At 61.4% G+C, this 22,866-nt stretch carries 22 protein-coding genes; 10 read left to right on the top strand and 12 right to left on the bottom strand.

Annotated features, from left to right (window positions below; genetic code table 11):
• Positions 1-47: 47 nt before the first annotated feature.
• The 6 genes from PMI25_RS21995 to PMI25_RS21970 all read right to left on the bottom strand — a co-directional run bounded on the left by PMI25_RS21995 (position 48) and on the right by PMI25_RS21970 (position 5,670).
• Positions 48-827, bottom strand: coding sequence for an N-acetylmuramoyl-L-alanine amidase (locus tag PMI25_RS21995; RefSeq protein ID WP_007962735.1), 780 nt, complete (start codon positions 825-827; stop codon positions 48-50).
• Between the two features lie 100 nt (positions 828-927).
• Positions 928-2,994 carry a diguanylate cyclase gene (locus PMI25_RS21990; RefSeq protein ID WP_007962737.1) on the bottom strand — a complete coding sequence of 689 codons (2,067 nt, stop codon included), beginning with the start codon at positions 2,992-2,994 and terminating at the stop codon, positions 928-930.
• Positions 2,991-3,869 (bottom strand): endonuclease/exonuclease/phosphatase family protein, encoded by an 879-nt coding sequence (locus PMI25_RS21985; RefSeq protein ID WP_007962739.1) that lies wholly within the window; start codon positions 3,867-3,869, stop codon positions 2,991-2,993. Before PMI25_RS21985 ends, PMI25_RS21990 begins: the two co-directional genes overlap by 4 nt.
• A 14-nt stretch (positions 3,870-3,883) precedes the next feature.
• Positions 3,884-4,525: a thiol:disulfide interchange protein DsbA/DsbL gene (locus tag PMI25_RS21980; RefSeq protein WP_007962741.1), complete on the bottom strand. Its 642-nt coding sequence runs from the start codon at positions 4,523-4,525 to the stop codon at positions 3,884-3,886.
• A gap of 189 nt (positions 4,526-4,714) precedes the next feature.
• On the bottom strand, positions 4,715-5,332 hold the full coding sequence (locus PMI25_RS21975; RefSeq protein ID WP_007962749.1) for a c-type cytochrome: 618 nt from the start codon (positions 5,330-5,332) through the stop codon (positions 4,715-4,717).
• A gap of 32 nt (positions 5,333-5,364) precedes the next feature.
• Entirely contained in the window at positions 5,365-5,670 is a 306-nt protein-coding gene (locus tag PMI25_RS21970; protein ID WP_007962751.1) for a c-type cytochrome, read from the bottom strand.
• Positions 5,671-5,861: 191 nt separating this feature from the next.
• On the opposite strand from PMI25_RS21970, the gene yihA reads away from it, so the two are divergent.
• Complete coding sequence (yihA, locus tag PMI25_RS21965; protein ID WP_007962753.1) at positions 5,862-6,512, top strand: ribosome biogenesis GTP-binding protein YihA/YsxC; 651 nt, start codon at positions 5,862-5,864, stop codon at positions 6,510-6,512.
• A 410-nt stretch (positions 6,513-6,922) separates the two neighbouring features.
• Here yihA and polA read toward each other — a convergent pair whose 3' ends face one another.
• Positions 6,923-9,727, bottom strand: a complete 2,805-nt coding sequence (polA, locus tag PMI25_RS21960; protein ID WP_007962755.1) for a DNA polymerase I — start codon at positions 9,725-9,727, stop codon at positions 6,923-6,925.
• A gap of 74 nt (positions 9,728-9,801) precedes the next feature.
• On the opposite strand from polA, the gene PMI25_RS21955 reads away from it, so the two are divergent.
• Both PMI25_RS21955 and PMI25_RS21950 read left to right on the top strand, forming a co-directional pair.
• Complete coding sequence (locus PMI25_RS21955) at positions 9,802-10,098, top strand: DUF2782 domain-containing protein (RefSeq protein WP_007962757.1); 297 nt, start codon at positions 9,802-9,804, stop codon at positions 10,096-10,098.
• A gap of 61 nt (positions 10,099-10,159) precedes the next feature.
• A complete protein-coding gene (locus PMI25_RS21950) occupies positions 10,160-11,113 on the top strand; it encodes a homoserine kinase (RefSeq protein WP_007962758.1) in 954 nt (317 codons plus the stop codon).
• Positions 11,114-11,240: 127 nt separating this feature from the next.
• On the opposite strand, the gene PMI25_RS21945 is transcribed toward PMI25_RS21950, so the two are convergent.
• Complete coding sequence (locus PMI25_RS21945; RefSeq protein ID WP_007962760.1) at positions 11,241-12,161, bottom strand: zinc ABC transporter substrate-binding protein ZnuA; 921 nt, start codon at positions 12,159-12,161, stop codon at positions 11,241-11,243.
• Positions 12,162-12,227: 66 nt separating this feature from the next.
• Here PMI25_RS21945 and PMI25_RS21940 point away from each other — a divergent pair, with 66 nt between their 5' ends.
• Genes PMI25_RS21940 through PMI25_RS21925 form a run of 4 tightly spaced genes read left to right on the top strand, consistent with a single transcriptional unit; the run spans position 12,228 to position 15,027 of the window.
• Positions 12,228-12,710, top strand: coding sequence for a Fur family transcriptional regulator (locus PMI25_RS21940; protein WP_007962761.1), 483 nt, complete (start codon positions 12,228-12,230; stop codon positions 12,708-12,710).
• The gene (gene znuC, locus PMI25_RS21935) at positions 12,710-13,495 is read left to right on the top strand and encodes a zinc ABC transporter ATP-binding protein ZnuC (protein ID WP_007962762.1); all 786 of its coding nucleotides are present in this window, start codon (positions 12,710-12,712) and stop codon (positions 13,493-13,495) included. Before PMI25_RS21940 ends, znuC begins: the two co-directional genes overlap by 1 nt.
• Positions 13,488-14,276, top strand: coding sequence for a zinc ABC transporter permease subunit ZnuB (gene znuB, locus PMI25_RS21930; RefSeq protein WP_007962763.1), 789 nt, complete (start codon positions 13,488-13,490; stop codon positions 14,274-14,276). Before znuC ends, znuB begins: the two co-directional genes overlap by 8 nt.
• Positions 14,277-14,313: 37 nt before the next feature.
• Positions 14,314-15,027 carry a PA5502 family lipoprotein gene (locus tag PMI25_RS21925; protein ID WP_007962765.1) on the top strand — a complete coding sequence of 238 codons (714 nt, stop codon included), beginning with the start codon at positions 14,314-14,316 and terminating at the stop codon, positions 15,025-15,027.
• Positions 15,028-15,103: 76 nt separating this feature from the next.
• Here PMI25_RS21925 and katE read toward each other — a convergent pair whose 3' ends face one another.
• Positions 15,104-17,245, bottom strand: coding sequence for a catalase HPII (gene katE, locus PMI25_RS21920; protein WP_007962767.1), 2,142 nt, complete (start codon positions 17,243-17,245; stop codon positions 15,104-15,106).
• A 260-nt stretch (positions 17,246-17,505) separates the two neighbouring features.
• On the opposite strand from katE, the gene PMI25_RS21915 reads away from it, so the two are divergent.
• The 3 genes from PMI25_RS21915 (at position 17,506) to PMI25_RS21905 (ending at position 20,035) form a co-directional block, all read left to right on the top strand.
• On the top strand, positions 17,506-18,513 hold the full coding sequence (locus tag PMI25_RS21915; protein WP_007962769.1) for a methionine ABC transporter ATP-binding protein: 1,008 nt from the start codon (positions 17,506-17,508) through the stop codon (positions 18,511-18,513).
• Complete coding sequence (locus PMI25_RS21910; RefSeq protein WP_007962770.1) at positions 18,513-19,187, top strand: methionine ABC transporter permease; 675 nt, start codon at positions 18,513-18,515, stop codon at positions 19,185-19,187. The genes PMI25_RS21915 and PMI25_RS21910 overlap by 1 nt, the downstream gene beginning before the upstream one ends.
• 77 nt (positions 19,188-19,264) lie before the next feature.
• Positions 19,265-20,035, top strand: coding sequence for a MetQ/NlpA family ABC transporter substrate-binding protein (locus PMI25_RS21905; RefSeq protein ID WP_007962771.1), 771 nt, complete (start codon positions 19,265-19,267; stop codon positions 20,033-20,035).
• A gap of 232 nt (positions 20,036-20,267) precedes the next feature.
• Here the strand turns inward: PMI25_RS21905 and PMI25_RS21900 are convergent, their stop codons facing one another.
• Genes PMI25_RS21900 through PMI25_RS21890 form a run of 3 tightly spaced genes read right to left on the bottom strand, consistent with a single transcriptional unit; the run spans position 20,268 to position 22,866 of the window.
• Complete coding sequence (locus PMI25_RS21900; protein ID WP_007962772.1) at positions 20,268-20,903, bottom strand: SCO family protein; 636 nt, start codon at positions 20,901-20,903, stop codon at positions 20,268-20,270.
• Complete coding sequence (gene cyoE, locus PMI25_RS21895) at positions 20,900-21,799, bottom strand: heme o synthase (protein WP_007962774.1); 900 nt, start codon at positions 21,797-21,799, stop codon at positions 20,900-20,902. Before cyoE ends, PMI25_RS21900 begins: the two co-directional genes overlap by 4 nt.
• Positions 21,787-22,866 carry a COX15/CtaA family protein gene (locus PMI25_RS21890; RefSeq protein WP_007962776.1) on the bottom strand — a complete coding sequence of 360 codons (1,080 nt, stop codon included), beginning with the start codon at positions 22,864-22,866 and terminating at the stop codon, positions 21,787-21,789. The genes cyoE and PMI25_RS21890 overlap by 13 nt, the downstream gene beginning before the upstream one ends.

Here is a 22,866-nt window from a genome sequence, read left to right as displayed (position 1 = left end):
TTATAGCTGCTGATTTCGATTTCGCCCTGACCGTCGGGCGGGCGTCATTATTTTGTCTGATTGAGTACCAGCAACAACGCGGCTGTTTGCGCGTCCGGCAAACCGTCGAAACGGGAAGGGCGGAAGTGCATCTGGAACGCTGCGAGCACATGGCGCGTCGCTACATCCAGCTCGCCGGTTTGCGGTGTGTCGTAACCGACACGCGCCAGTTGTTCCTGGAACCAGCTGATGCTCGGCAGTTCGGCGTTGAACTGTACCTGCTGCCTCGCCACCGCTTGTTCATTAGGCCATACGCCCAAGCCTTCGGCGGCCAGACGTTTCCATGGGAACAGTGGGCCGGGGTCGAGTTTGCGCAGGGGCGCGATGTCGCTGTGGCCGATGATATGGCGCGGGCTGATGCCCTGGCGCTGGCTGATGTCCTTGAGCAGGACAATCAGCGACTGAATCTGCGCTTCGCTATAGGGGAACCACAGGCGCCCGGTCGGCGTGTCCTTGAAGCCTGGATTGACGATTTCAATACCGATCGAACTGGAGTTGAGCCAGGTACGGCCCTGCCATTGGCTTTCCCCGGCGTGCCAGGCGCGCTGGTTTTCATCCATCAGTTTGTAGATGGTGGCGCTCTTGTCGTCGCCGATCAGGTAGTGGCTGCTGACTTCGCCGTGGGTCAGCAGTTGCAGCGAACGCGCGAGCGACGCCGAGGTGTAATGCACGATCACGAACTGCACGCGGCTGTCGTGATTGGCCGAAGGATGGCTGGTGTCGTAACGCGGGCCGCCGGCACAACCGGCCAGAACGAGCAGCGACGCGAGGAGGGCAAAAAATTTCATGGCAGAAGGCAGTACACGCAAGACAGTAACGCAACAGTGTAACGTACTGCCTCGGGTCTCGACGGCCGGCGGGCTGAATTAAACAAAATGGAACAATTGCTCAGCCCAGCTCGACCCGGTTGCGCCCGCCGTTTTTAGCCCGGTACAACGCCTGATCGGCTCTTTTAAGCACGAGATCGCTGTGTTCTCCCATCCTGAATGACGCCAGGCCCATGGAGATGGTGATTGTCACCCGTTCGCCCTTGAAGTGAAACGGGCAGGCTTCGATCGCCGCGCGCAGGGTCTCCAGCAGTTTGGCACCCACCGCAGGCGTGGTCGCGGGCAGTAGCAGAACGAATTCCTCACCACCAAAACGGGCAATGAAATCCGCTGCGCGCAGGCGTTTGCGCAGCACTGTGGCGATGATCTTCAGCACCTTGTCGCCGGCCAGATGGCCGTAGTTGTCATTGATGCGCTTGAAATGATCGAGGTCGAGCATCGCCAGACTCAAGGTGTTGCCGTGTTGCTGCCACTGATTGATCTCGTGTTCCAGCCTCTCGCTCCATGCAGCGCGGTTGGGCAGGCCGGTCAGCGGATCGATCAGGGCTTTCTGCCGCTGTTCTTCCAGATGCTCGCGGAAGCCCAGGGCTTCCTGCTCCATGTGCGCCACACGCTCAGCCAGGCCCTTGAGGCGTGCTGCCACTTCCTGCTCGCGGGCATCGCGTTGTTTCTGGTGTTGATCCATGGTGCCGAGCAGGCCTTCCAGATGGTTCTCCAGCACTTGCTTGAGGTCATCCAGATCGGCCGCTTCCTGCATGCTGGTCTGCAAACCATCGACCTGCTCGCGGATCTGCGTGTCCATCGCCCGCGCCGCCGAGCTGTTGTCGGCGTGGCCTTCGCTGGCGGCCTGCAGGTTGCTCTGGAACGCTTCGAGGCGCTCGTTGAGTTGCTGCAGATAGGCTTCGAATTCGTGCTGGCCGCTGTCGGTGATCGCCAGCATCAAGGTCGCCAGATCGTCGAGAATTGGCAGCAGTTCGTACCAGTTCAGGCCATTTTTCAAGCGGTCACGCATCGCTTCGGCCTGCGGGCGATGGCGTTCGGGCAAGGTCAGGTCGTCGAGTAGCCCGATCAGCGTATCTTCGATGTGTTTGGCCACCGAGCTGTAAGACGGCTCCGGCGAGTCGGGCAGGGCGTACAGAATGTCCTGCTCGGGTTGCTCCGGATCGATGGCGGCCAAAGCCTGGGCGATCGGTTCGGGCAGAGGCAGGCTGTCGAGGAGCAACGGCGCCGGGATGTCGCCCGGGTGGATCAACTCGTCGGGGTTGAACTCGGCAGCAGGCGGTGGCGCGGTGATCGGGGTGTTCGGCTGTTCGGCTTCAGGTTCGACCGCTGGCAGTGCGGGTGCCGCAACCGGTTCGCTGATCGGCTCGGCAGCAATGACCGGAGGCACGAACGCGAACACAGGTGATTCGGCCTGGGGTTGCACTGCTGGCGTTTGCTTATGCTCGGCCTCTGGTGGTTGCGCGATGGCCGCAGCGGTGACTGGAGCTGCCGGAATCGGCTCGACTGCTGCGGTTGGCGCGGGTACCGGCTCCAACGCAGGTTCGGCATGGCTCGGCGCTGGCGCCTGAGGTTGATCCGCGGCCTCCGGCGTCCCTTCACTGTCACGGCTGCCAAACAGGCGCTGCAAAAAGCCCGGCCGGTCGGGCTCGGGCGGCGTTTCCAGCTGGCTCAATGCCTTGCCCTGCAAACCACTGAGTTCACTCAGCAGCAGCGGCATTTCCCGTGCCTGGCCGACGCGACTGTCGAGTTGCTTGGCGAATTTCTTCAGCGGCTGGGCAACCTCTCGCGGCAGCGGCAAGGCTTGCAGCTGGGTGACCAGCGCGGTCAGTGCGGTGCTGACCTGATCGATCCGGGTTTCGCGGCGCTGCTCGGAATCGAGCACGGCCTTTTCCAGGCGTGGCAACAGAGCAGCGAGGCCGGCGTCCATGTCGTCGGTGCGCACCACCTCGCGCATCTCTTTCATGCACTGATCAACGACCTTGTCGGTGCCTTCAGCGGCCAGCGTGCTGCGCACCAGACCGCGGCGCAGCAAGTCGAGCCGGGCGGCCCAGCGACGTTCGAGCTTGTCCTGTTGTTCGATGCTTTTGAGGTACTTCTCTTTCCAGCGCTGGGCGTCGTCGCTCATTCAGGGGTTCCGCGAGGGGCAGGACTCAACGCGGGCAATGCATCGGCCGTGAGCGAACCCGGCAGACGAATCTCTACCGCGACCGGCAGGTGATCGGAAATGGGTTGGGCCAGCACTTCGACCTTTTCCAGGGTCAGGGTCGGGCTGAGCAAAATATGATCGAGGCATCGCTGTGGCCGCCAGCTGGGAAAGGTGGCTTGCATCTGCGGGGCCAGCAGGCCGAGATCGCGTAACGGTGACTGTTGTAGCAGATCACTGGCATGGGTGTTCATGTCGCCCATCAATATCTGGTGCTTGTAGCCACTGATCAGGTCACGAATATAGGCCAGTTGCAGGCTGCGCACCCGTGCGCCGAGCGCCAGGTGCATCATCACCACCACCAGCGCCTCCGGACCTTCGCCGAAGCGCAGCAGGATCGCGCCGCGACCTTTCGGACCCGGCAGCGGATGATCTTCGATCGCCCACGGCTTCAGGCGACTGAGCACGCCGTTGCTGTGCTGGGCCAGTCGACCGAGGTTGCGATTGAGTTGTTGATACCAGTAGGGGAAGGCGCCGAGGTGGGCCAGGTGTTCGACCTGATTGACGTAGCCTGAACGCAGGCTGCCACCATCGGCTTCCTGCAGGGCGACCAGATCGAAGTCGCCAAGCAGGTCTCCGATCTTTTGCAGATTGCCTGAGCGCCCGGTGTGCGGCAGCAGGTGCTGCCAGCTGCGGGTCAGGTAATGCCGATAGCGCTCGGTGCTGATGCCGACCTGGATATTGAAACTGAGCAGGCGCAGACGATGGTCTGCGGGCAGGCCCGTGGACTCCAGGTGATGCTCGTTGACCTGCGGATCATGCAGGCCAACGATGCGTTCGGTGCCCCAGCGGCGCATGGCGGTAACCGCGCTTAGTTGGCAGCTGCCTTGTTGGCCGCTCGCTCTTTGGCGACCAGTTGGTCAGCCAGCTTCAGGGCTTCTTCGGCACCACCGGCAGAGCCGATGTCGAAGCGGTACTTGCCGTTGACGATCATGGTTGGCACGCCAGTGATTTCATACTTCTTGGCCAGTTCTCGCGCCTTGACGATCTGGCCCTTGATGGCGAAGGAGTCGAAAGTGGCGAGGAACTTGTCCTTGTCCACGCCCTGAGTGGCGAGGAAGTCAGCCATGTCGTTCTTGTCGGTCAATTTCTTGTGTTCTTTCTGGATGGCGTTGAACACCGCCGCGTGAACCTTGTGCTCGACACCCATCGCTTCCAGAGTCAGGAACATCTGGCCGTGAGCATCCCACGGGCCGCCGAACATGGCAGGAATGCGCACGAAGTTGACGTCCGATGGCAATTTCTCAACCCATGGATTGATCACCGGCTCGAACGCGTAGCAGTGCGGGCAGCCGTACCAGAACAGCTCCACCACTTCGATCTTGCCAGGTTCCGCCACCGGCACCGGGTTGGCCAGCTCGACATAAGGGGCGGCCGGTGCTTCAGCGGCCTGGGCGGTCACGCCGAACAGGCTGGCAGCGACGAGGGCGGCGCTGATGATCAGATTACGCATGCTTTACTCCTGGACAATTTTGGTCGCCTCGCGCGACCTGTTTTCAGACAGATCCTGGCGGGCATGAGTTCTGTAGTGTAACGGCAGCGGCCACAAAAAAGGGCGGCCAAAGCCACCCTTTTTATACTTGCTGCGACGGATTAATCGAGCGTTAACGTTGCCCGGGTTCTATCGCTGCCATGTGCGGTCTCAGTGCAGACCTTGAATGTAGGTGGCGACTGCGGCGATGTCTTCATCGCTCAGTTTGCGCGCGATGGTGCGCATGGTCATGGCGTCGCCATCGTTGCTGCGGCCGGCGGTCGGGTCTTCCTTGCGGAAGTCGGTCAGTTGCTTGGCGATGTATTGCGCGTGCTGGCCACCCAGGTGCGGGAAGCCGGCGGCGGCGTTGCCGGCACCGTTCGGCGAGTGGCAGCCGGTGCAGGCCGGCAGGCCTTTTTCCAGGTTGCCGCCACGGAACAGGGCTTCACCACGGGCGACGATTTTTGGATCAGCGGCGCCGACGCTGCCTTTCTGGCTGGCGAAGTAGGCGGCGATGTCGGCCAGATCCTGATCGCTCAGGTTGGTCAGCAGGCCCGTCATCTCCAGAACGGTGCGCTTGCCCGACTTGATGTCGTGCAGTTGCTTGGTCAGGTAGCGTTCACCTTGACCGGCCAGTTTCGGGAAGTTTGGCGCCATGCTGTTGCCATCCGGACCATGGCAGGCCCCGCATACGGCGGCTTTGGCCTGGCCGGCGGCGGCATCACCGGCAGCATGGGCGAAGCCTGAAATTCCCACGGTCAACAGCAGACTCACGATCAGTTTGTTCATCAGCTAATCCAACTACGGCTAAGGGTTAAGAGTTATGGACCGGGCTTACTCTTGCTCATCCAGAGGATGATGGCTCGGTAATCCTCGGCACTGCAGTCCATGCACAAACCACGCGGCGGCATCGCCTTGAAACCCTGGGTCACGTGTTGCACCAGCGTCTCCATACCTTTCGCCAACCTCGGCGTCCAAGCTGCCTGATCGCCTCTTGCGGGCGCCATGGGTAGTTGGCCGGAATGACAGGCACCACAAACACGGTTGTACACGGCTTCCGGTTCCTGTGTAGCCTGTGCGCCGCAAAGCGGTATCAGGACTCCGGCAGCCAGCAGCCATTTCGTCATAAAACGACCTTTTCAGGGTTGAGAGCGTTCTGCGTTCTGATGCGCAATCAAGGTCTTTGGCTCTCGTGAACTTCATCCTTCGCTGGGACAAAGCACACACAAAATCTGCGGCATTATATACTGGCGTCACTGAAACGGAAGCGACACCGCGTTCCGCGCCCAATCCCGGCGCCGCCCACATCGGAAATCCCATGCAACTCAAGAATCCCATCCTCGGCCTGTGCCAACAGTCCACGTTCATGCTCAGTGCCGCCAAAGTCGATCAATGCCCTGACGACGAAGGCTTCGAAGTGGCGTTCGCCGGTCGTTCCAACGCCGGTAAATCCAGCGCACTGAACACCCTGACTCACGCCAGTCTGGCGCGCACCTCGAAAACCCCGGGTCGCACACAGCTGTTGAACTTCTTCAAGCTAGACGATGAACGGCGTCTGGTCGACCTGCCGGGCTACGGTTATGCAAAAGTACCGATCCCGCTCAAGCAACACTGGCAGCGTCACCTCGAGGCTTACCTCGGTGGCCGCGAGAGTTTGAAGGGTTTGATTCTGATGATGGACATCCGTCATCCAATGACCGACTTCGACCTGTTGATGCTCGACTGGGCGGTTGCCGCCGGCATGCCGATGCACATCCTGCTGACCAAGGCCGACAAGCTGACCTACGGCGCCGCCAAGAACACGCTGCTCAAGGTGCAGGCGGAAATCCGCAAGGGCTGGGGTGATCTGGTGACGATCCAGCTGTTCTCGGCGCCAAAACGCATGGGCCTGGAAGAGGCCTACACTGTGTTGGCAGGCTGGATGGAACTGGCGGACAAGGGCGCCGAAGCGGCGACCGAGGCAGAATAAGGGAATTTCAAAACTGTCTGTGGTGCTGCCAGGCAAGGCAAAAGTGCAACAAAAAAGCGGAGTTTAGGGCACCTAAATGAGCATTTTTTGTTGCGCTTTTAACGCAGCATGGCTGCGCCACAGGCAGTTTTGAGGCAAAAAAAGCCCCGGACTTCATATGGGGAGGGAGAAGTTCCGGGGTTCAAGTTCCGAACCGCTAGGGCGGGGTTCAGATATCTGCCAACACTTAACACAACATAGGAGCATCGAAGGGCTTCACCAGCCATTCAGTATCTCTGAGTAGTGAGTTGTCAGATTAGTTCAGATTTTTTTCAAAAAGCTTTGGAATAAGTCCAAGCGCGTTTCGAACTAAGCGCGTTTCGGGCATTTGCCGCGACAGTGTGTCGCGGCAAATGCCCGGGCCAGACGCCTCAGTGCGCCTCATCCCAGTTGTTGCCGACGCCCACTTCCACCAGCAATGGCACGTCCAGTTTCGCCGCTTCGCTCATGTGCAGGCGGATTTCCTGACTCACCTGATCAACCAGATCCTCACGAACCTCCAGCACCAGTTCGTCGTGCACCTGCAGGATGACTTTGGCGTCCAGCCCGGACGATGCCAGCCAGTTATCCACTGCCACCATGGCTTTCTTGATGATGTCGGCGGCGGTGCCTTGCATCGGCGCGTTGATCGCCGTGCGCTCGGCGGCGGCGCGTTCCTGTGGCTTGTTGGAGTTGATCTCCGGCAAATACAGGCGACGACCGAAGAAGGTTTCCACATAACCTTGATCCGCAGCCTGTTTGCGGGTGCGCTCCATGTAGTCGCGCACACCCGGGTAGCGGGCAAAGTAGGTGTCGATGTAAGCCTTGGCAGTCTTGGTATCGACGCCGATGTCCTTGCCGAGCTTCTGCGCGCCCATGCCGTAGATCAGGCCGAAGTTGATCGCCTTGGCGCCACGGCGCTGGTCGGAGGTCACTTCATTGAGCTCGACCTTGAACACTTCGGCGGCGGTCGCGGTGTGCACGTCCAGATTGTTGCGGAAGGCGTTCATCAGGCCTTCGTCTTTGGACAGGTGCGCCATGATCCGCAGTTCGATCTGCGAATAGTCCGCCGCCAGCAGTTTGTAGCCCTTTGGCGCGACGAACGCCTGACGGATGCGGCGGCCTTCAGCGGTACGCACCGGGATGTTCTGCAGATTCGGATCGCTGGAAGACAAACGCCCGGTGGACGCCACGGCCTGGTGGTACGAGGTGTGGATACGCCCGGTGCGCGGGTTGATCTGCTCCGGCAGGCGATCGGTGTAGGTGCTTTTCAGCTTGCTCATGGAGCGGTGTTCCATCAGCACTTTCGGCAAACGGTGATCATCCTCAGCCAGTTTCGCCAGGACTTCCTCGGCGGTCGATGGTTGGCCCTTGGCGGTTTTCTTCAGCACCGGCAGGCCGAGCTTTTCGTAGAGGATTACGCCCAACTGCTTTGGCGAGCCGAGGTTGAATTCTTCGCCGGCGATTTCAAACGCTTCGCGCTCCAGCGCGACCATCTTGTTGCCCAGCTCGATGCTCTGGATGCCGAGCAGCTCAGCGTCGACAAACGCGCCTTGGCGTTCGATGCGCGCCAGCACCGGCACCAGCGGGATCTCGATGTCGGTCAGCACGCTGGCCAGGCTCGGGATCGCGCTGAGTTTTTCAAACAGGGTCTGGTGCAGGCGCAGGGTGATGTCGGCGTCCTCTGCAGCATACGGCCCGGCCTGCTCCAGGGCGATCTGGTCGAAGGTCAGCTGCTTGGCGCCTTTGCCGGCGATGTCCTGGAAGCTCACGGTGGTGTGATCCAGGTACTTCTGCGCGAGGCTGTCCATATCGTGGCGGGTGGCGGTGGAATTGAGCACATAGGACTCAAGCATGGTATCGAAGGCGATCCCGTGCACGTTGATGCCTTGGCTCTGATCGCCGCCGATGGCGCAGTTGGCCAGAATGTTCATGTCGAACTTGGCGTGCTGGCCGACCTTGAGTTTGTTCGGGTCTTCCAGGATCGGCTTCAGCGCGCGCAGCACGGTGTCGCGATCCAGCTGCTCGGGCACACCGATGTAGGAGTGGGTCAGCGGAATGTACGCCGCTTCGTTGGCCTGCACGGCGAACGACAGGCCGACCAGTTGCGCCTGTTGCGCGTCGATGCCGGTGGTTTCGGTGTCGAAGGCGAACAGCTTGGCGTTGTTCAGTTTCTCCAGCCAGACGTCGAAACGCGCCTGATCAAGGATGGTTTCATACGCTGCTTCGGTCGGAGCGACGGGGGCTTCTTCTGCGGGGGAGCTGAACAGATCGCCAGCCGGCGCAGGTTCGGCGGCCGCGCTCAGTTCCTGGCGCTTGGCATCGCGATCCAGATCATTGATCCAGCTTTTGAATTCCAGCAGGGTGTACAGCTCGTAGAGCCTGGCCGGGTCTTCCGCGCCCATTTGCAGGTCGTCGAGGCCAATGTCCAGCGGCACGTCGACTTTGATGGTCGCCAGTTGATAGGAGAGGAAGGCCATCTCCTTGTGCTCTTCGAGCTTGGCCGGCAGGGTTTTCGCGCCGCGAATCGGCAGGGTCGGCACGATGTCGAGATTCGCGTAGAGCTCGGTCAGGCCGCCGTTGACGCCCACCAGCAGGCCGGAGGCAGTCTTCGGGCCGATGCCGGGAACGCCCGGGATGTTGTCGGAAGAATCGCCCATCAGCGCCAGATAGTCGATGATCTGCTCGGGAGCGACGCCGAATTTCTCCTTCACGCCCTCCACGTCCATCGAGCTACCGGACATGGTGTTGACCAAGGTAATGTGGCCGTCGACCAGTTGCGCCATGTCCTTGTCGCCAGTGGAGATGATCACCGGGCGATCCGCCGCCGCGCTGCTGCGGGCGAGGGTGCCGATCACGTCGTCAGCCTCGACGCCTTCCACGCACAGCAGCGGGAAACCGAGGGCGATCACGCTCTGGTGCAGCGGTTCGATCTGCACGCGCATGTCGTCGGGCATGCTCGGGCGGTTGGCCTTGTATTCGGCGTACATCTCATCGCGAAACGTCCCGCCCTTGGCGTCGAAGACCACGGCGAACGGGCTGTCCGGGTATTGCTTGCGCAGACTCTTGAGCATGTTCAGCACACCTTTGACCGCGCCGGTCGGCAGGCCTTTGGAGGTGGTCAGCGGTGGCAGGGCATGGAAAGCGCGGTACAGGTAAGACGAACCGTCCACCAGGACGAGGGGGGCTTGGCTCATGAGCAGAATCAACCTTTTCGGCGGGCCCGGCGCTAGAATAGCGGGACCGTTGACGACAAAGGGACAAGGTTATCATGCGTACGTTAAATCGCTTGCTGCTGGTCGGTTTGATTGCTGCCTCACCATTGGCCGCGATGGCGGCGGATGATGCGCCGTCAAAGGAGCCGGAAGTTACCATCAACACGCACACCGAAGGTGACAAGGTCATTCAGGAATACAGCCGCAGTGGCTTTGTGTATGCGATCAAGGTCACGCCGAAGGGTGGCAAACCGTATTTTCTGGTGCGCGCCGATGGTTCGGACGTGAACTACATCCGTTCCGACCAGCCGGATATGCTGATTCCGTCGTGGGAAATCTTTACCTGGAAGTAAGATTCCCGACTTTTAATCGGCGCCGCTCGACAGCGGCGCCCGAACTGAGCAGTTTTTAACCATGTCTGTGTTCACCCCCCTGGCTCGGCCCGAGCTGGAAACCTTTCTCGCCCCTTACGGGCTCGGCCGTCTGCTTGATTTCCAGGGGATCGCCGCCGGCAGCGAAAACACCAATTTCTTTATCAGCCTGGAGCAGGGCGAATTCGTCCTGACCCTGGTCGAGCGCGGCCCGGTGCAGGAGATGCCGTTCTTCATCGACTTGCTCGACGTGTTGCACGAGGCTGATCTGCCGGTGCCTTACGCGCTGCGCACTACCGACGGTGTGGCCCTGCGTGAGCTCAAGGGCAAACCGGCGCTGCTGCAACCGCGCCTTTCCGGCAAGCACATCAAGGTCGCCAACGCCCAGCATTGCGCGCAGGTCGGCGAGTTGCAGGCGCATCTGCACCTGGCGACCCAGGGCGAGCGCATGATCAAGCGCAAGACCGACCGTGGTCTGGACTGGATGCTGGAGGAGGGCACCGAGTTTCTCTCGCACCTGAACGACGAGCCGCGTGCGCTGCTGCACAAGGCACTGGAGGAGATCACTGCGCAGAAAGACAGAATTCTCGCGCTGCCACGGGCCAACATTCATGCGGATCTGTTCCGTGACAATGCGATGTTCGAAGGCACGCACCTGACCGGGTTGATCGACTTCTACAACGCCTGCTCGGGTCCGATGCTCTACGACGTGGCGATTGCCTTGAATGACTGGTGTTCGGACGAGGAAGGCTTGATTGACGGGCCGCGTGCCCGCGCATTCCTCGGTGCCTATGCGGCGCTGCGTCCGTTCACTGCCGCCGAAGCGGAGCTATGGCCGACCATGCTGCGCGTGGCCTGTGTGCGCTTCTGGCTGTCGCGGTTGATCGCCGCCGAGCAGTTTGCCGGGCAGGACGTGCTGATTCACGATCCACGGGAGTTCGAGCAGCGGCTGGCGCAGCGGCAGCAGGTCAGCACCCCTCTGCCGTTCGCGCTTTAAATTGTGGCGAGCGAGCTTGCTCGCGCTGGGTTGCGAAGCGGCCCCAAAATTCTGGCAGTCAGCCTGATTTTTGTGAGTGCTGCGCACTCAAGCGGGAGCAAGCTCCCTCGCCACAGGTCTTGTGGGGTTACAACGATTCCAGGCACCCGGCCAGATCGTTGCCCAGCTTCTCCAGCACCTGCTCATACCCCTGAGCTGTCGCCGGCGTATAGCCGCCCAGTGCATCCAGCTCCGCCAGCTTCACCGGCAGGCCTGCCACCAGGGTTTCCGCCAGACGTGGACGCAGCGGTGGCTCGCTGAACACACAGGTCTTTCCCACTTCCTGCAGACGCTTGCGCATTGCCGCCACATGCTGCGCGCCCGGCTGCACTTCCGCCGCGACGCTGAACACGCCAGTGTGTTTCAGGCCGTAAGCGTCCTCGAAGTAATCGAAGGCTTCGTGGAACACGAAATACGGCTTGCCTTGAACGCTGGCCAGACGCTTCTTCAGCCGCGCATCCAGCGCATCGAGACGCTCGTCGAAGGCCTTGGCGTTGCTCTGATAGCGTTCGGCGTTGGCTGGGTCGGCAGCGCTCAAATCAGTCGCCATTTTGTCGGCAATCACCCGCGCGTTGACCGGCGATAGCCACAAATGCGCGTCCAGTGTGCCTGGGCGATGATCGTGATCATGCTCGTCGGCGTCTTCGGCGTGGGAGTGGCTGTCTTCGGCAAAGCGGCGCAGTTTCATGCCCGGCAGGTCCTGCACGGCGACGCTCGGCAACGTACGACCGTTCAGCACGCGGGGCAGGAAACCTTCCATGTCCGGGCCGATCCAGTACAGCAGATCCACCGATTGCACTTTGCGCACGTCCGATGGGCGCAGCGCGTAGTTATGTGGCGACGCGCCCGGCGGCAGCAGCACTTCCGGGATGGCTACACCGTCCTGCACCGCCGCGGCAATCAACTGCAACGGTTTGATGCTGGTGAGAACCCTGACCTCGGCCTGAGCCGAACCGATCAGCAGAAAACTGGCGACAAAAGCCACAAAAACAGAAAAAAGTCGGGACACGATGACCACTCAAGGAGGCGAGAACGGGTAACATAATAACGTCTCTATCAAAACTCGTCGCCGCCCATGCCTATTACACCGATTGCCAGCCGTCCCCACGACCACTCTCATTGCGTGCACAGCGCACTGACCGAGGCCGATACCTTGTGCGCCCAGAAAGGCCTGCGCCTGACTGCGCTGCGCCGGCGGGTGCTGGAACTGGTGTGGCAGAGCCACAAGCCGCTGGGCGCCTACGACATTCTGGCGGTGCTCAGCGAGCAGGACGGCCGCCGCGCCGCGCCGCCAACCGTTTACCGCGCGCTGGATTTTCTGCTGGAAAACGGCTTGGTGCACCGCATTTCCTCGCTCAACGCCTTCGTCGGATGCGTGCATCCCGAGCATGCGCATCAGGGCCAGTTCCTGATCTGCCGCGAGTGCCACGCCGCCATCGAGCTGGAACAGAAAGCCATCAGCGACGCGATCATCCACAGCGCCAAAGATGTCGGTTTCATTGTTGAAGCGCAGACCGTGGAAGTGGTCGGCCTGTGCTCCGGTTGCCAGGGGGCTTGATGAGCAACCCGTTGATCCGTCTTCAGCAGGTCGCTGTCACCTTTGCCGGCCAGACCGTGCTGGACAACATTGAGCTGAGCGTCGAGCCGGGACAGATCGTCACCCTGATCGGCCCCAACGGCGCCGGCAAGACCACCCTGGTGCGCGCCGTGCTCGGGCTGTTGAAGCCAGATAGCGGCAGCGTCTGGCGCAAGCCGAGACTGCGCGTCGGCTACATGCCGCAAAAGCTGCATGTCGATCCGACCTTGCCGCTGTCGGTGCTGCGTTTCCTGCGTCTGGTGCCTGGCGTTGATCGTCCGCGTGCGTTGGCGGCGCTCAAGGAAGTCGGCGCCGAACACGTCATCGACAGCCCGGTGCAAAGTGTTTCCGGTGGCGAAATGCAGCGCGTGCTGCTGGCCCGGGCGCTGTTGCGCGAGCCTGAGCTGCTGGTGCTGGACGAGCCGGTGCAGGGCGTCGATGTTGCCGGACAGGCCGAGCTGTACAGCCTGATCACCCGCCTGCGCGACCGTCACGGCTGCGGCGTGCTGATGGTGTCCCACGATCTGCATCTGGTGATGAGCACCACCGATCAGGTGGTGTGCCTGAACCGTCACGTCTGCTGCTCCGGGCACCCCGAGCAGGTCAGCGGTGATCCGGCGTTCGTCGAGCTGTTCGGCAAGAATGCGCCGAGTCTGGCGATCTATCACCACCATCACGACCACGCCCACGACCTGCACGGTTCGGTGGTCAAGGCGCCCGCTGCGGGCCACAACCACGTTCACGGAGACCACTGCAAGCATGGCTGATTTTCTGTTGTATGCCCTGCTTGCAGGTCTGGCTCTGGCGCTGGTGGCCGGACCGTTGGGTTCGTTCGTGGTCTGGCGGCGCATGGCCTATTTCGGTGACACCCTGTCCCACGCTGCGCTGCTGGGCGTGGCACTGGGCTTTCTGCTGGATGTCAGCCCAACCGTTGCGGTGACCGTCGGCTGCCTGTTGCTGGCGGTGCTGCTGGTGACCTTGCAACAGCGTCAGCCGCTGGCCTCCGACACGCTGTTGGGGATTCTTGCACCGAGCACGCTCTCTCTCGGGCTGGTGGTACTAAGCTTCATGCATGAAGTGCGGATCGACCTGATGGCCTACCTCTTCGGTGACCTGCTGGCGATCAGCCCGACCGATCTGGCGTGGATCCTCGGCGGCAGCGCGGCGGTGCTGGTGCTGCTGGTGACGCTGTGGCGGCCACTGCTGGCGATTACCGTGCATGAGGAATTGGCCAGGGTCGAAGGCCTGCCAGTAGCGGGCCTGCGAATGGCGCTGATGCTGTTGATTGCGGTGGTGATCGCGGTGGCGATGAAAATCGTCGGTGTATTGCTGATTACTTCGCTGCTGATCATCCCGGCGGCTGCGGCACAACGTCACGCCCGCTCGCCGGAGCAGATGGCCGTGGGTGCGAGCCTGCTGGGTATGCTCGCCGTGTGTGGCGGGCTGGCGCTGTCATGGTTCAAGGATACCCCGGCGGGGCCGTCGATCGTAGTGACGGCGGCCGCACTGTTTCTGCTGAGTTTTGTTCTGCCCCGTCGAGGGGTGTAGACTTGCTCGCTTTTTGCGCAATTAGAGAGTCGCAGGAATGAAGCCGTTCGCCTCCCGTTATCTGCTCCTTGTCGCATTTTCCGTGCTGCTGGGCGCCTGCCAAAGCACGCCGCCGGTGGCCGAAGCCCCCGACGCGCGGGCCACGGCCATCGCACAGCTGGAGCAAAGCCTGGCCAGCAGCGAACTGGCCACCGCCGAAGACCAGTTGGCGGCCTTGCAGACAGAAACGCCCAACGATCAATCCCTCGAGCAATACCAGCGCCAGTTGGCCGAAGCCTACCTGCGCCGCAGCCAGATCGTATTGCAGAAAGGTGATGTGAACGCTGCTGCCACCGCGCTGAGCCGCGCCCGTGCCCTGATGCCGAAAGCCCCGGCGCTGACCGGTGGCGTCAACGGCGCCATCACCGAAGCGCGCAAAGCCGAGCTGGAGAAAGCCGAAGCCGCGCTGCTGGCAGCTGAAGCCAAGCCGAAAGCCAAGGTCATCGACCCGACGGCGGAAAGCACGACGGTTGCACTGAACATCAACGACAGCCGCAAACTTCGCCGGCAACTGGATGCGATCGCCGCCGATGTGGTGAATTATGAGTGTGCCGTGAGCATTCAGGCGCCGCGCACTCAGGATTACCCATGGCTGGCGACGTTGCTGAGCAAGCGGGTGAAGAAACTGAATCCGGATTTCGAGCTGAAGATTGAGAAACAGATCCTGCGTACCGTACCGGCGCAGATGGTTCTGATTCCAGCCAAACCCTAAAAGATCGCAGCCTCCGGCAGCTCCTACAAGTGCAAGTAATCCCTGTAGGAGCTGCCGAAGGCTGCGATCTTTCGCTTTAGGCTGGAATGGCCTTGGCCTTAGGCTCCCGCGCCCAGACCCGGTGTTGCCCGATCGCCGCGAAGAACGGCTTGGTCAACCCCGGCACATCCTTGCCCTGCAGCAACCCGTCATCCGCCTCGAGCTTGAGCAGATCCTGCAACTGCTTGGCATCGCCGTGCAGCGCAATCGCCTTCAAGTGCTTGTACGCCTCCAGCAGGTAATGCAGCGCCACGCCATCAGCGCTCAGCGCCTTGACCGACGCCGCGCCACCCGGCACGAACACCGCATCGAAGATCACCGAAGGCATGCCTTCCATGGAGGCATCCACCGCCAAGGTTTTGCCGTCGGCAGTCTTCACCGGTGCCGATGTCGGGCCGAGCAGCTTGGCGTGCGCACCTTGCGCCGCCAAGGCTTTCTTCATCGCATCGATCGCCGCACCATCGACGCCGTTGGCGGCCAGAATCGCCACTTTGCGGGTTTTGATGTTCTCTGGCAGCAGGTTGGCCTGACTCAGCGCCGGTGAATGATCGAACGAGGTTTTACGCACCTCGACCGTGCCTTTGCTCGGCGCCGGCAGGCCCAGGTTGGCCGCCACGCGCTTGGCCAGTTCCAGGTCTATGTTGGCGAGAATCTCGTTCACCTCCCGGGCGCGGATGAACTCACGTTCCACCTTGCCCAGCTCGAAGCTGTAGGCAGCGATGATGTGCTCCTTCTCGTGCGGGCTCATGCTGTTGAAGAACAGCCGTGCCTGGGAGAAGTGGTCACTGAACGACTCGCTGCGCTGGCGGATCTTGTTCGCATCGATGCGTTCCGGGTAGCTCTCGAAGCCGCCGTCTTTAGCCGCCGGCGGGGTTTCCTTCGGCCAGCCGCCATCGATCGAGTTTGGTTCATAAGAAGCGCGACCCTTGTCGATCACCGTGCGGTGCTGGGCATCGCGCTGACCGTTGTGGAACGGGGCCACCGGGCGGTTGATCGGCAGCTCATGAAAGTTCGGCCCACCGAGTCGGCTGATTTGCGTATCGGTGTAGGAAAACAGCCGACCTTGCAGCAGCGGGTCATTGGAGAAGTCGATGCCGGGCACGATGTGGCCCGGGCAAAATGCGACCTGCTCGGTCTCAGCGAAGAAGTTGTCCGGATTGCGGTTCAGGGTCATTTTGCCCAGCGGAGTGATCGGCACGATTTCTTCGGGGATCAGCTTGGTCGGGTCGAGGATGTCGAAATCGAAGTCGTGCTCGTTTTCCTCTTCGATGATCTGCACGCCCAGTTCCCATTCCGGGTAGTCGCCCATCTCGATGGCTTCCCAGAGGTCGCGACGATGATAGTCGGTGTCTTTACCGGCGAGCTTCTGCGCCTCGTCCCACACCAGCGAGCAGGTGCCGGCAGTCGGGCGCCAGTGGAATTTGACGAAGCGCGATTTGCCCTCGGCGTTGATCAGACGGAAGGTGTGCACGCCGAAGCCCTGCATGCTGCGCAGGCTTTTCGGGATCGCCCGGTCGGACATGGCCCAGATCACCATGTGCGCCGATTCCGGCACCAGCGAGACGAAGTCCCAGAAGGTGTCGTGGGCCGAGCCGCCGGTTGGGATCTCATTGTGCGGCTCGGGTTTCACCGCGTGGACAAAGTCGGGGAACTTGATCGCGTCCTGGATGAAGAACACCGGCATGTTGTTGCCGACCAGATCGAAGTTGCCCTCGTCGGTGAAGAACTTCACCGCGAAACCGCGCACGTCGCGCACGGTGTCACCGGAACCGCGTGGCCCTTGCACCGTGGAAAAACGCACGAATACCGGGGTCTTTTTCCCTGGATCCTGCAGGAAACCGGCCTTGGTCAGCGCCGAATGGTTCTCGTAGGCCTGGAAGAAACCATGCGCGCCGGTGCCGCGCGCATGCACGATGCGCTCCGGAATGCGCTCATGGTCAAAGTGCGTGATTTTCTCACGCATGATGAAGTCTTCCAGCAACGACGGCCCGCGCGGGCCGGCCTTGAGCGTGTTCTGGTTATCGGCGACCTTTACCCCTTGGTTGGTGCGCAGGGCCTGGCCGGTAGCGTCGGAGCGAAATTTCTCCAGGCTGTCGAGTTTGGCGTTGGTGTTGGCGCGATCCTTGGTATCGGTTCCGGCCAGCTGGCTTTTGTCGGTCGTAGGTTTCTTGCTGCTCATCAGACGTAAACTCCTCGGTTGACCCCGTTTCAACGGGGACTCTTGAGCGTTTCCGGGCACGGTTACCCAGGGTTTCAAGTCGCTTAACTAATGACCAATGAGCAGGAACGGGCGTTCCTTTTTTATGACCTTTGATCTTGTTATTGCCAAATCGAAGGTTAATTGCGAAATAAATGCTAAGAACCTCTATACGGACAGGCTAAAATGCGCGCCCGGCTAACCGCTGATCCTTTTCTAACGCGCCCCACAAGGTTCGCTACGTGATCGAGTTTCAAAACGTCCACAAAACTTACCGCGTCGCCGGTAAGGACATCCCCGCCCTGCACCCGACCAGTCTTTCGATTGAAAACGGTCAGGTCTTCGGCCTGATCGGCCATTCCGGTGCGGGAAAAAGTACCCTGCTGCGTCTGATCAATCGCCTGGAAGACTCCAGCGGCGGCAAGATCATCGTCGACGGCGAAGAAGTCACCGCGCTGGACGCCAACGGCCTGCGCCGTTTCCGCCAGCAAGTCGGGATGATCTTCCAGCACTTCAACCTGCTCGCCTCCAAGACCGTGGCCGACAACGTCGCGCTGCCGCTGACCCTGGCCGGCGAACTGTCGAGCAGCGAGATCAATCAGCGCGTCGCCGAATTGCTGGCGCGGGTCGGCCTGTCCGATCACGCCAAGAAGTACCCGGCACAATTGTCCGGTGGCCAGAAGCAGCGCGTCGGTATCGCCCGCGCCCTGGCGACCAAGCCGAAGATTCTGCTGTGCGACGAAGCCACCAGTGCCCTCGACCCGCAGACCACTGCTTCGGTTCTGCAACTGCTGGCCGAAATCAATCGTGAACTGAAGCTGACCATCGTTCTGATCACCCACGAGATGGACGTGATCCGTCGCGTCTGCGACCAAGTAGCAGTGATGGACGCCGGGGTGATCGTCGAGCAAGGTTCGGTGGCCGAAGTGTTCCTGCATCCGCAGCACCCGACCACCAAACGTTTCGTCCAGGAAAGCGAGCAGATCGACGAAAGCGAACAGCGCGACGACTTCGCTCACGTGCCGGGTCGCATCGTGCGTCTGACCTTCCAGGGCGAAGCGACCTACGCGCCGTTGCTCGGTACCGTTGCCCGGGAAACCGGGGTCGACTACAGCATCCTCGCCGGTCGCATCGACCGCATCAAAGACATTCCTTACGGGCAGTTGACCCTCGCCGTCACCGGTGGCGACATGGAAGCGGCGTTCGCCCGCTTCACCGCCGCTGACGTTCACATGGAGGTGCTGCGTTAATGGAAATGCTCAAGGCTTTCTTCGAAAACATCGATTGGCTGGAAATCTGGCTGGCCACCGGCGACACCATGCTGATGCTCGGCGGTTCGCTGCTGTTCACCGTGCTGCTCGGCCTGCCGCTGGGCGTGCTGCTGTTTCTCTGCAGCCCGCGTCAGTTGCTGGAAAACCGCGGCCTGTACGCAATCATGTCGCTGGCGGTGAACATTCTGCGCTCGCTGCCGTTCATCATTCTGTTGATCGTGATGATCCCGTTCACCGTGCTGATCACCGGCACCTCGCTGGGCGTGGCCGGTGCGATTCCGCCGCTGGTGGTGGGTGCGACCCCGTTCTTCGCGCGTCTGGTGGAAACTGCCCTGCGTGAAGTCGATCGCGGCATCATTGAAGCCACCCAGTCGATGGGCGCAACCACCCGGCAGATCATCATGAATGCCTTGCTGCCGGAAGCCCGTCCGGGCATCTTCGCGGCGATTACGGTGACGGCGATTACGCTGGTGTCCTACACGGCGATGGCCGGTGTGGTCGGCGCCGGTGGCTTGGGTGACCTGGCGATCCGCTTCGGCTACCAGCGTTTCCAGACTGACGTGATGATCGTCACCGTGGTATTGCTGCTGATTCTGGTGCAGGTGCTGCAAATGGTGGGCGACCGTCTGGTCGTGCATTTCTCGCGCAAATAAGCGGTTTTTGTAATCAAGAGATGAGCCGGCCATTCGCTGGCAGGCGCCACACGGGCGCCTCATAAGGAGTTAGCTGAATGAAAAAACTGATCGCTGCTTTCGCGGCCGTAGCCGCTTTTTCGGCCCACGCTGAAACCCTGACCGTTGCCGCCACCCCGGTGCCGCATGCAGAAATCCTTGAATTCGTGAAGCCTGTTTTGGCCAAGGAAGGCGTGGATCTGCAGGTCAAAGTGTTCACCGACTACATTCAACCGAACGTGCAGGTGGCTGAAAAGCGCCTGGACGCCAACTTCTTCCAGCACCAGCCGTACCTCGATGAGTTCAACAAGGCCAAGGGCACCAGCCTGGTGGCTGTGACCGGCGTACATCTGGAGCCACTGGGCGCCTACTCGAGCAAGATCAAGGATCTGAAGGATCTGCCAAGCGGCGCCAACGTGGTGATCCCCAACGACGCCACCAATGGCGGCCGTGCGCTGTTGCTGCTGGCCAAGGCTGGCCTGATCACCCTGAAGGATCCGACCAACATCCTGTCGACCCCGAAAGACATCGCGCAGAACCCGAAAGACCTGAAAATCCGTGAGCTGGAAGCCGCGACCATCCCGCGCGTGCTGACCCAGGTCGATCTGGCGCTGATCAACACCAACTACGCGCTGGAAGCCAAACTCGATCCGTCCAAGGACGCGCTGGTGATCGAAGGCAACGACTCGCCGTACGTGAACATCCTGGTGTCCCGTGCGGACAACAAGGACAGCGATGCGATGCAGAAACTGGCGGCTGCGCTGCACAGCCCGGAAGTGAAGAAATTCATTACCGAGAAGTACAAGGGCGCGGTGTTGCCGGCGTTCTGATACAGATTGCTGCAATGAAAAGGGGACGCCAATGGCGTCCCCTTTTTTGTGTCCAAAACACAGATCCCTGGATGCCGTTTTTTGTGGCGAGGGAGCTTGCTCCCGATCGGCTGCGCAGCAGTCGTAAACCCAACTGTTGCGGTGCAACGATTAGTCCGCATCAGCTGGTTTTGGGGCCGCTTCGCTGCCCAGCGGGAGCAAGCTCCCTCGCCACCAGATTTTCATCAGGGCGTTACTTGCGGTTGAGCATCACCGGCAGCTGCGCAACCAGTTTGGCGTTGTTCAGCGGCGCACGGATGAACCCGCGCTGGGTGCCGTCCGGGCCGATCACGGCGAGGTTGCCGCTGTGATCCACCGTGTAGTTCGGCTTGCTGGTATCGGCCGGAATGAACGGAATACTCACCGCGTTGGCGACTTTCTGCAGCTCTTCGATCGACTTCGGCGTCAGGCCCACGAACTGCGGATCGAAGTAGCCCAGGTACTGTTTCAACTGCTGCGGGTTGTCGCGATTCGGGTCGACGCTGACCAGCACGATCTGCAGTTTATCCACAGCATCCTTGGGCAACTCGCTCTTGATCTGGCGCAGTTGAGCGAGGGTGGTCGGGCAGATGTCCGGGCAGAAGGTGTAGCCGAAGAACAGCAGACTCCACTTGCCTTTCAACTCGTCGATGGCGACCGGTTGGCCGTCCTGATTGGTCATGGTCACGCCCGGCAGGGTGCGGCTCTGCGGCAGCAGGATGATGCCGGCGTCGATCAGCGCGGTGGGGTCGCCCTGGCCCTTGCCACTCAGCACTTTGTTGACGGTCAGTCCCAGGATCAGCGCGATCACGGCGACGAGAATGAAGACGGTTTTCTGGGTTCGAGTCATAGGTTCAACAGTAAGTAGTGGTCTACGAGCAGGGCGATGAACAACAGGAACAAGTAATAAATAGAGTACTTGAAGGTGTTGATCGCCGCGTGCGGCCGAGTGCCACGGTACAGCACCACGGCCCATTGCAGAAACCTTGCGCCCAGCGCGAGGGCGCAGATCAGGTAGAGCACGCCGCTCATGTGGATCACGTACGGCAGCAGGCTCACCGCGAGCAGCGCGAAGGTGTACAGCAGAATGTGCACCTTGGTGTAGTGCTCGCCGTGGGTCACCGGCAGCATCGGGATGTCGGCCTTGGCGTATTCCTCCTTGCGATGGATCGCCAGCGCCCAGAAGTGCGGCGGGGTCCAGGCGAAGATGATCAGCACCAGCAGCAACGGTTCGGCGCTGACATGGCCGGTGGCGGCGGTCCAGCCGAGCAGCGGTGGCGCCGCGCCGGCGAGGCCGCCGATGACGATGTTCTGCGGCGTCGCGCGTTTGAGGAAACCGGTGTAGATCACCGCGTAACCCAGCAGCGAAGCCAGTGTCAGCCATGCCGTCAGCGGATTGGTGAAGGTCAGCAGCAAAGCCTGACCGAGCAGGGCCAGCACCAGCGCAAAGGTCAGCGCCGCTGCCGGTGAAACCCGGCCCTCGGCCAATGGCCGTTTGTGGGTGCGCGCCATCACCGCATCGATGCGCCGGTCCACCACATGATTGACCGCCGCCGCACCGCCGGCACACAACGCAATCCCCAGGTTGCCGAACACCAGCACCGTCCACGGCACCCCGGCGCGGGTCGCGAGGAACATGCCGACCAGCGAGGTGATCAGCATCAGCACCACCACTTTCGGCTTGGTCAGCTCCAGATAGTCACGCCACAGCGCTTGCGCAGGGCGTTCGCCGATCAGAAGCGCCATGGCGTTTCTCCTTTTATCGTGATGGGCGCAGCCGAATGTTTACGCGGGCTCAGACGCCAGCGCGCCAACATCGGCTGTTTGACCCGAACCAGACTGGTGCGCGCGTGGTAATTGACCAGCACCATGGTCAGCAACAGCGCGGCGCCTCCGGCGTTGTGCGCCACGGCCACCGGCAGCGGCAGATGAAACAGCACGTTGCTGATACCGAGGGTGATTTGTGCGCCGAGGGCGATGACGACTAGGCCGGCCAAACGTGTCATGCCGACAGCCCTGAGCTGCCAGGCCAGACCGAGCAACACCAGCGTCACCAGCAGCGCGCCAATGCGGTGAGTCAGGTGAATTGCCGTGCGCGCATCGCTGTCGAGTTGGCCGCCGAGGTAATTGGGGCCGATGTGCTGGGTCAGGTGAAAGCCGTTGGCAAAGTCCGCCGGTGGCAGCCATTGGCCGTGGCAGGTCGGAAAGTCGATGCAGGCCACCGCCGCATAGTTGGAACTGACCCAGCCGCCCAGCGCGATCTGGCCGATCACCAGCAACAGCCCCGCCGTCGCCCAATACTGCAAACGCTTGGGGACGGTCAGCGCTGGTAGCACGCCGGACAGGCGCAGGGTCAGCAGAAACAGCAGACTCAATGTCGCAAAACCACCGAGCAGATGCCCGGTAACCACCTGCGGCCAGAGCTTGAGCGTCACCGTCCACATGCCGAACGCCGCCTGGGCGAACACCACCGCCAGCAGAAACAGCGGCAACTTCAGTGGTTGACCCGGATGATGCCGGTTAACCCAGGCGCGCCCGGCCAGAAGCGAAATCATCAGGCCGAGGGTGCCGGCGAAATAACGGTGGATCATCTCGTTCCAGCCCTTGTACGCCACCACCGGCGAGTCGGGGTAATGCAGTTCGGCATGGGCCAGTTGGACTTCGCTTTTCGGCACGCTGATAAACCCGTAGCACCCCGGCCAGTCCGGACAGCCCAAGCCTGCGTGGGTCAGGCGGGTGTAGGCGCCGAGCAGCACGACGATCAGTGCCAGCAGGGTGGCAAACAGCGCGAGGCGAAATCCAGGTTTGGCCAT

The sequence above is a fragment of the Pseudomonas sp. GM30 genome, assembly GCF_000282275.2.
Classification (GTDB): Bacteria; Pseudomonadota; Gammaproteobacteria; order Pseudomonadales; family Pseudomonadaceae; genus Aquipseudomonas.
Note: the sequence above shows the minus strand (reverse complement) of the source record. Positions and strands in the feature narration are given on the sequence as shown.

What these genes read in the sequence shown, in the direction of transcription:
- PMI25_RS21995 (WP_007962735.1), bottom strand. Translation starts at nt 827, where the DNA reads ATGAAATTTTTTGCCCTCCTCGCGTCGCTGCTCGTTCTGGCCGGTTGT.
- PMI25_RS21990 (WP_007962737.1), bottom strand. Translation starts at nt 2,994, where the DNA reads ATGAGCGACGACGCCCAGCGCTGGAAAGAGAAGTACCTCAAAAGCATC.
- PMI25_RS21985 (WP_007962739.1), bottom strand. Translation starts at nt 3,869, where the DNA reads ATGCGCCGCTGGGGCACCGAACGCATCGTTGGCCTGCATGATCCGCAG.
- PMI25_RS21980 (WP_007962741.1), bottom strand. Translation starts at nt 4,525, where the DNA reads ATGCGTAATCTGATCATCAGCGCCGCCCTCGTCGCTGCCAGCCTGTTC.
- PMI25_RS21975 (WP_007962749.1), bottom strand. Translation starts at nt 5,332, where the DNA reads ATGAACAAACTGATCGTGAGTCTGCTGTTGACCGTGGGAATTTCAGGC.
- PMI25_RS21970 (WP_007962751.1), bottom strand. Translation starts at nt 5,670, where the DNA reads ATGACGAAATGGCTGCTGGCTGCCGGAGTCCTGATACCGCTTTGCGGC.
- yihA (WP_007962753.1), top strand. Translation starts at nt 5,862, where the DNA reads ATGCAACTCAAGAATCCCATCCTCGGCCTGTGCCAACAGTCCACGTTC.
- polA (WP_007962755.1), bottom strand. Translation starts at nt 9,727, where the DNA reads ATGAGCCAAGCCCCCCTCGTCCTGGTGGACGGTTCGTCTTACCTGTAC.
- PMI25_RS21955 (WP_007962757.1), top strand. Translation starts at nt 9,802, where the DNA reads ATGCGTACGTTAAATCGCTTGCTGCTGGTCGGTTTGATTGCTGCCTCA.
- PMI25_RS21950 (WP_007962758.1), top strand. Translation starts at nt 10,160, where the DNA reads ATGTCTGTGTTCACCCCCCTGGCTCGGCCCGAGCTGGAAACCTTTCTC.
- PMI25_RS21940 (WP_007962761.1), top strand. Translation starts at nt 12,228, where the DNA reads ATGCCTATTACACCGATTGCCAGCCGTCCCCACGACCACTCTCATTGC.
- znuC (WP_007962762.1), top strand. Translation starts at nt 12,710, where the DNA reads ATGAGCAACCCGTTGATCCGTCTTCAGCAGGTCGCTGTCACCTTTGCC.
- znuB (WP_007962763.1), top strand. Translation starts at nt 13,488, where the DNA reads ATGGCTGATTTTCTGTTGTATGCCCTGCTTGCAGGTCTGGCTCTGGCG.
- PMI25_RS21925 (WP_007962765.1), top strand. Translation starts at nt 14,314, where the DNA reads ATGAAGCCGTTCGCCTCCCGTTATCTGCTCCTTGTCGCATTTTCCGTG.
- katE (WP_007962767.1), bottom strand. Translation starts at nt 17,245, where the DNA reads ATGAGCAGCAAGAAACCTACGACCGACAAAAGCCAGCTGGCCGGAACC.
- PMI25_RS21910 (WP_007962770.1), top strand. Translation starts at nt 18,513, where the DNA reads ATGGAAATGCTCAAGGCTTTCTTCGAAAACATCGATTGGCTGGAAATC.
- PMI25_RS21905 (WP_007962771.1), top strand. Translation starts at nt 19,265, where the DNA reads ATGAAAAAACTGATCGCTGCTTTCGCGGCCGTAGCCGCTTTTTCGGCC.
- PMI25_RS21900 (WP_007962772.1), bottom strand. Translation starts at nt 20,903, where the DNA reads ATGACTCGAACCCAGAAAACCGTCTTCATTCTCGTCGCCGTGATCGCG.
- cyoE (WP_007962774.1), bottom strand. Translation starts at nt 21,799, where the DNA reads ATGGCGCTTCTGATCGGCGAACGCCCTGCGCAAGCGCTGTGGCGTGAC.
- PMI25_RS21890 (WP_007962776.1), bottom strand. Translation starts at nt 22,866, where the DNA reads ATGGCCAAACCTGGATTTCGCCTCGCGCTGTTTGCCACCCTGCTGGCA.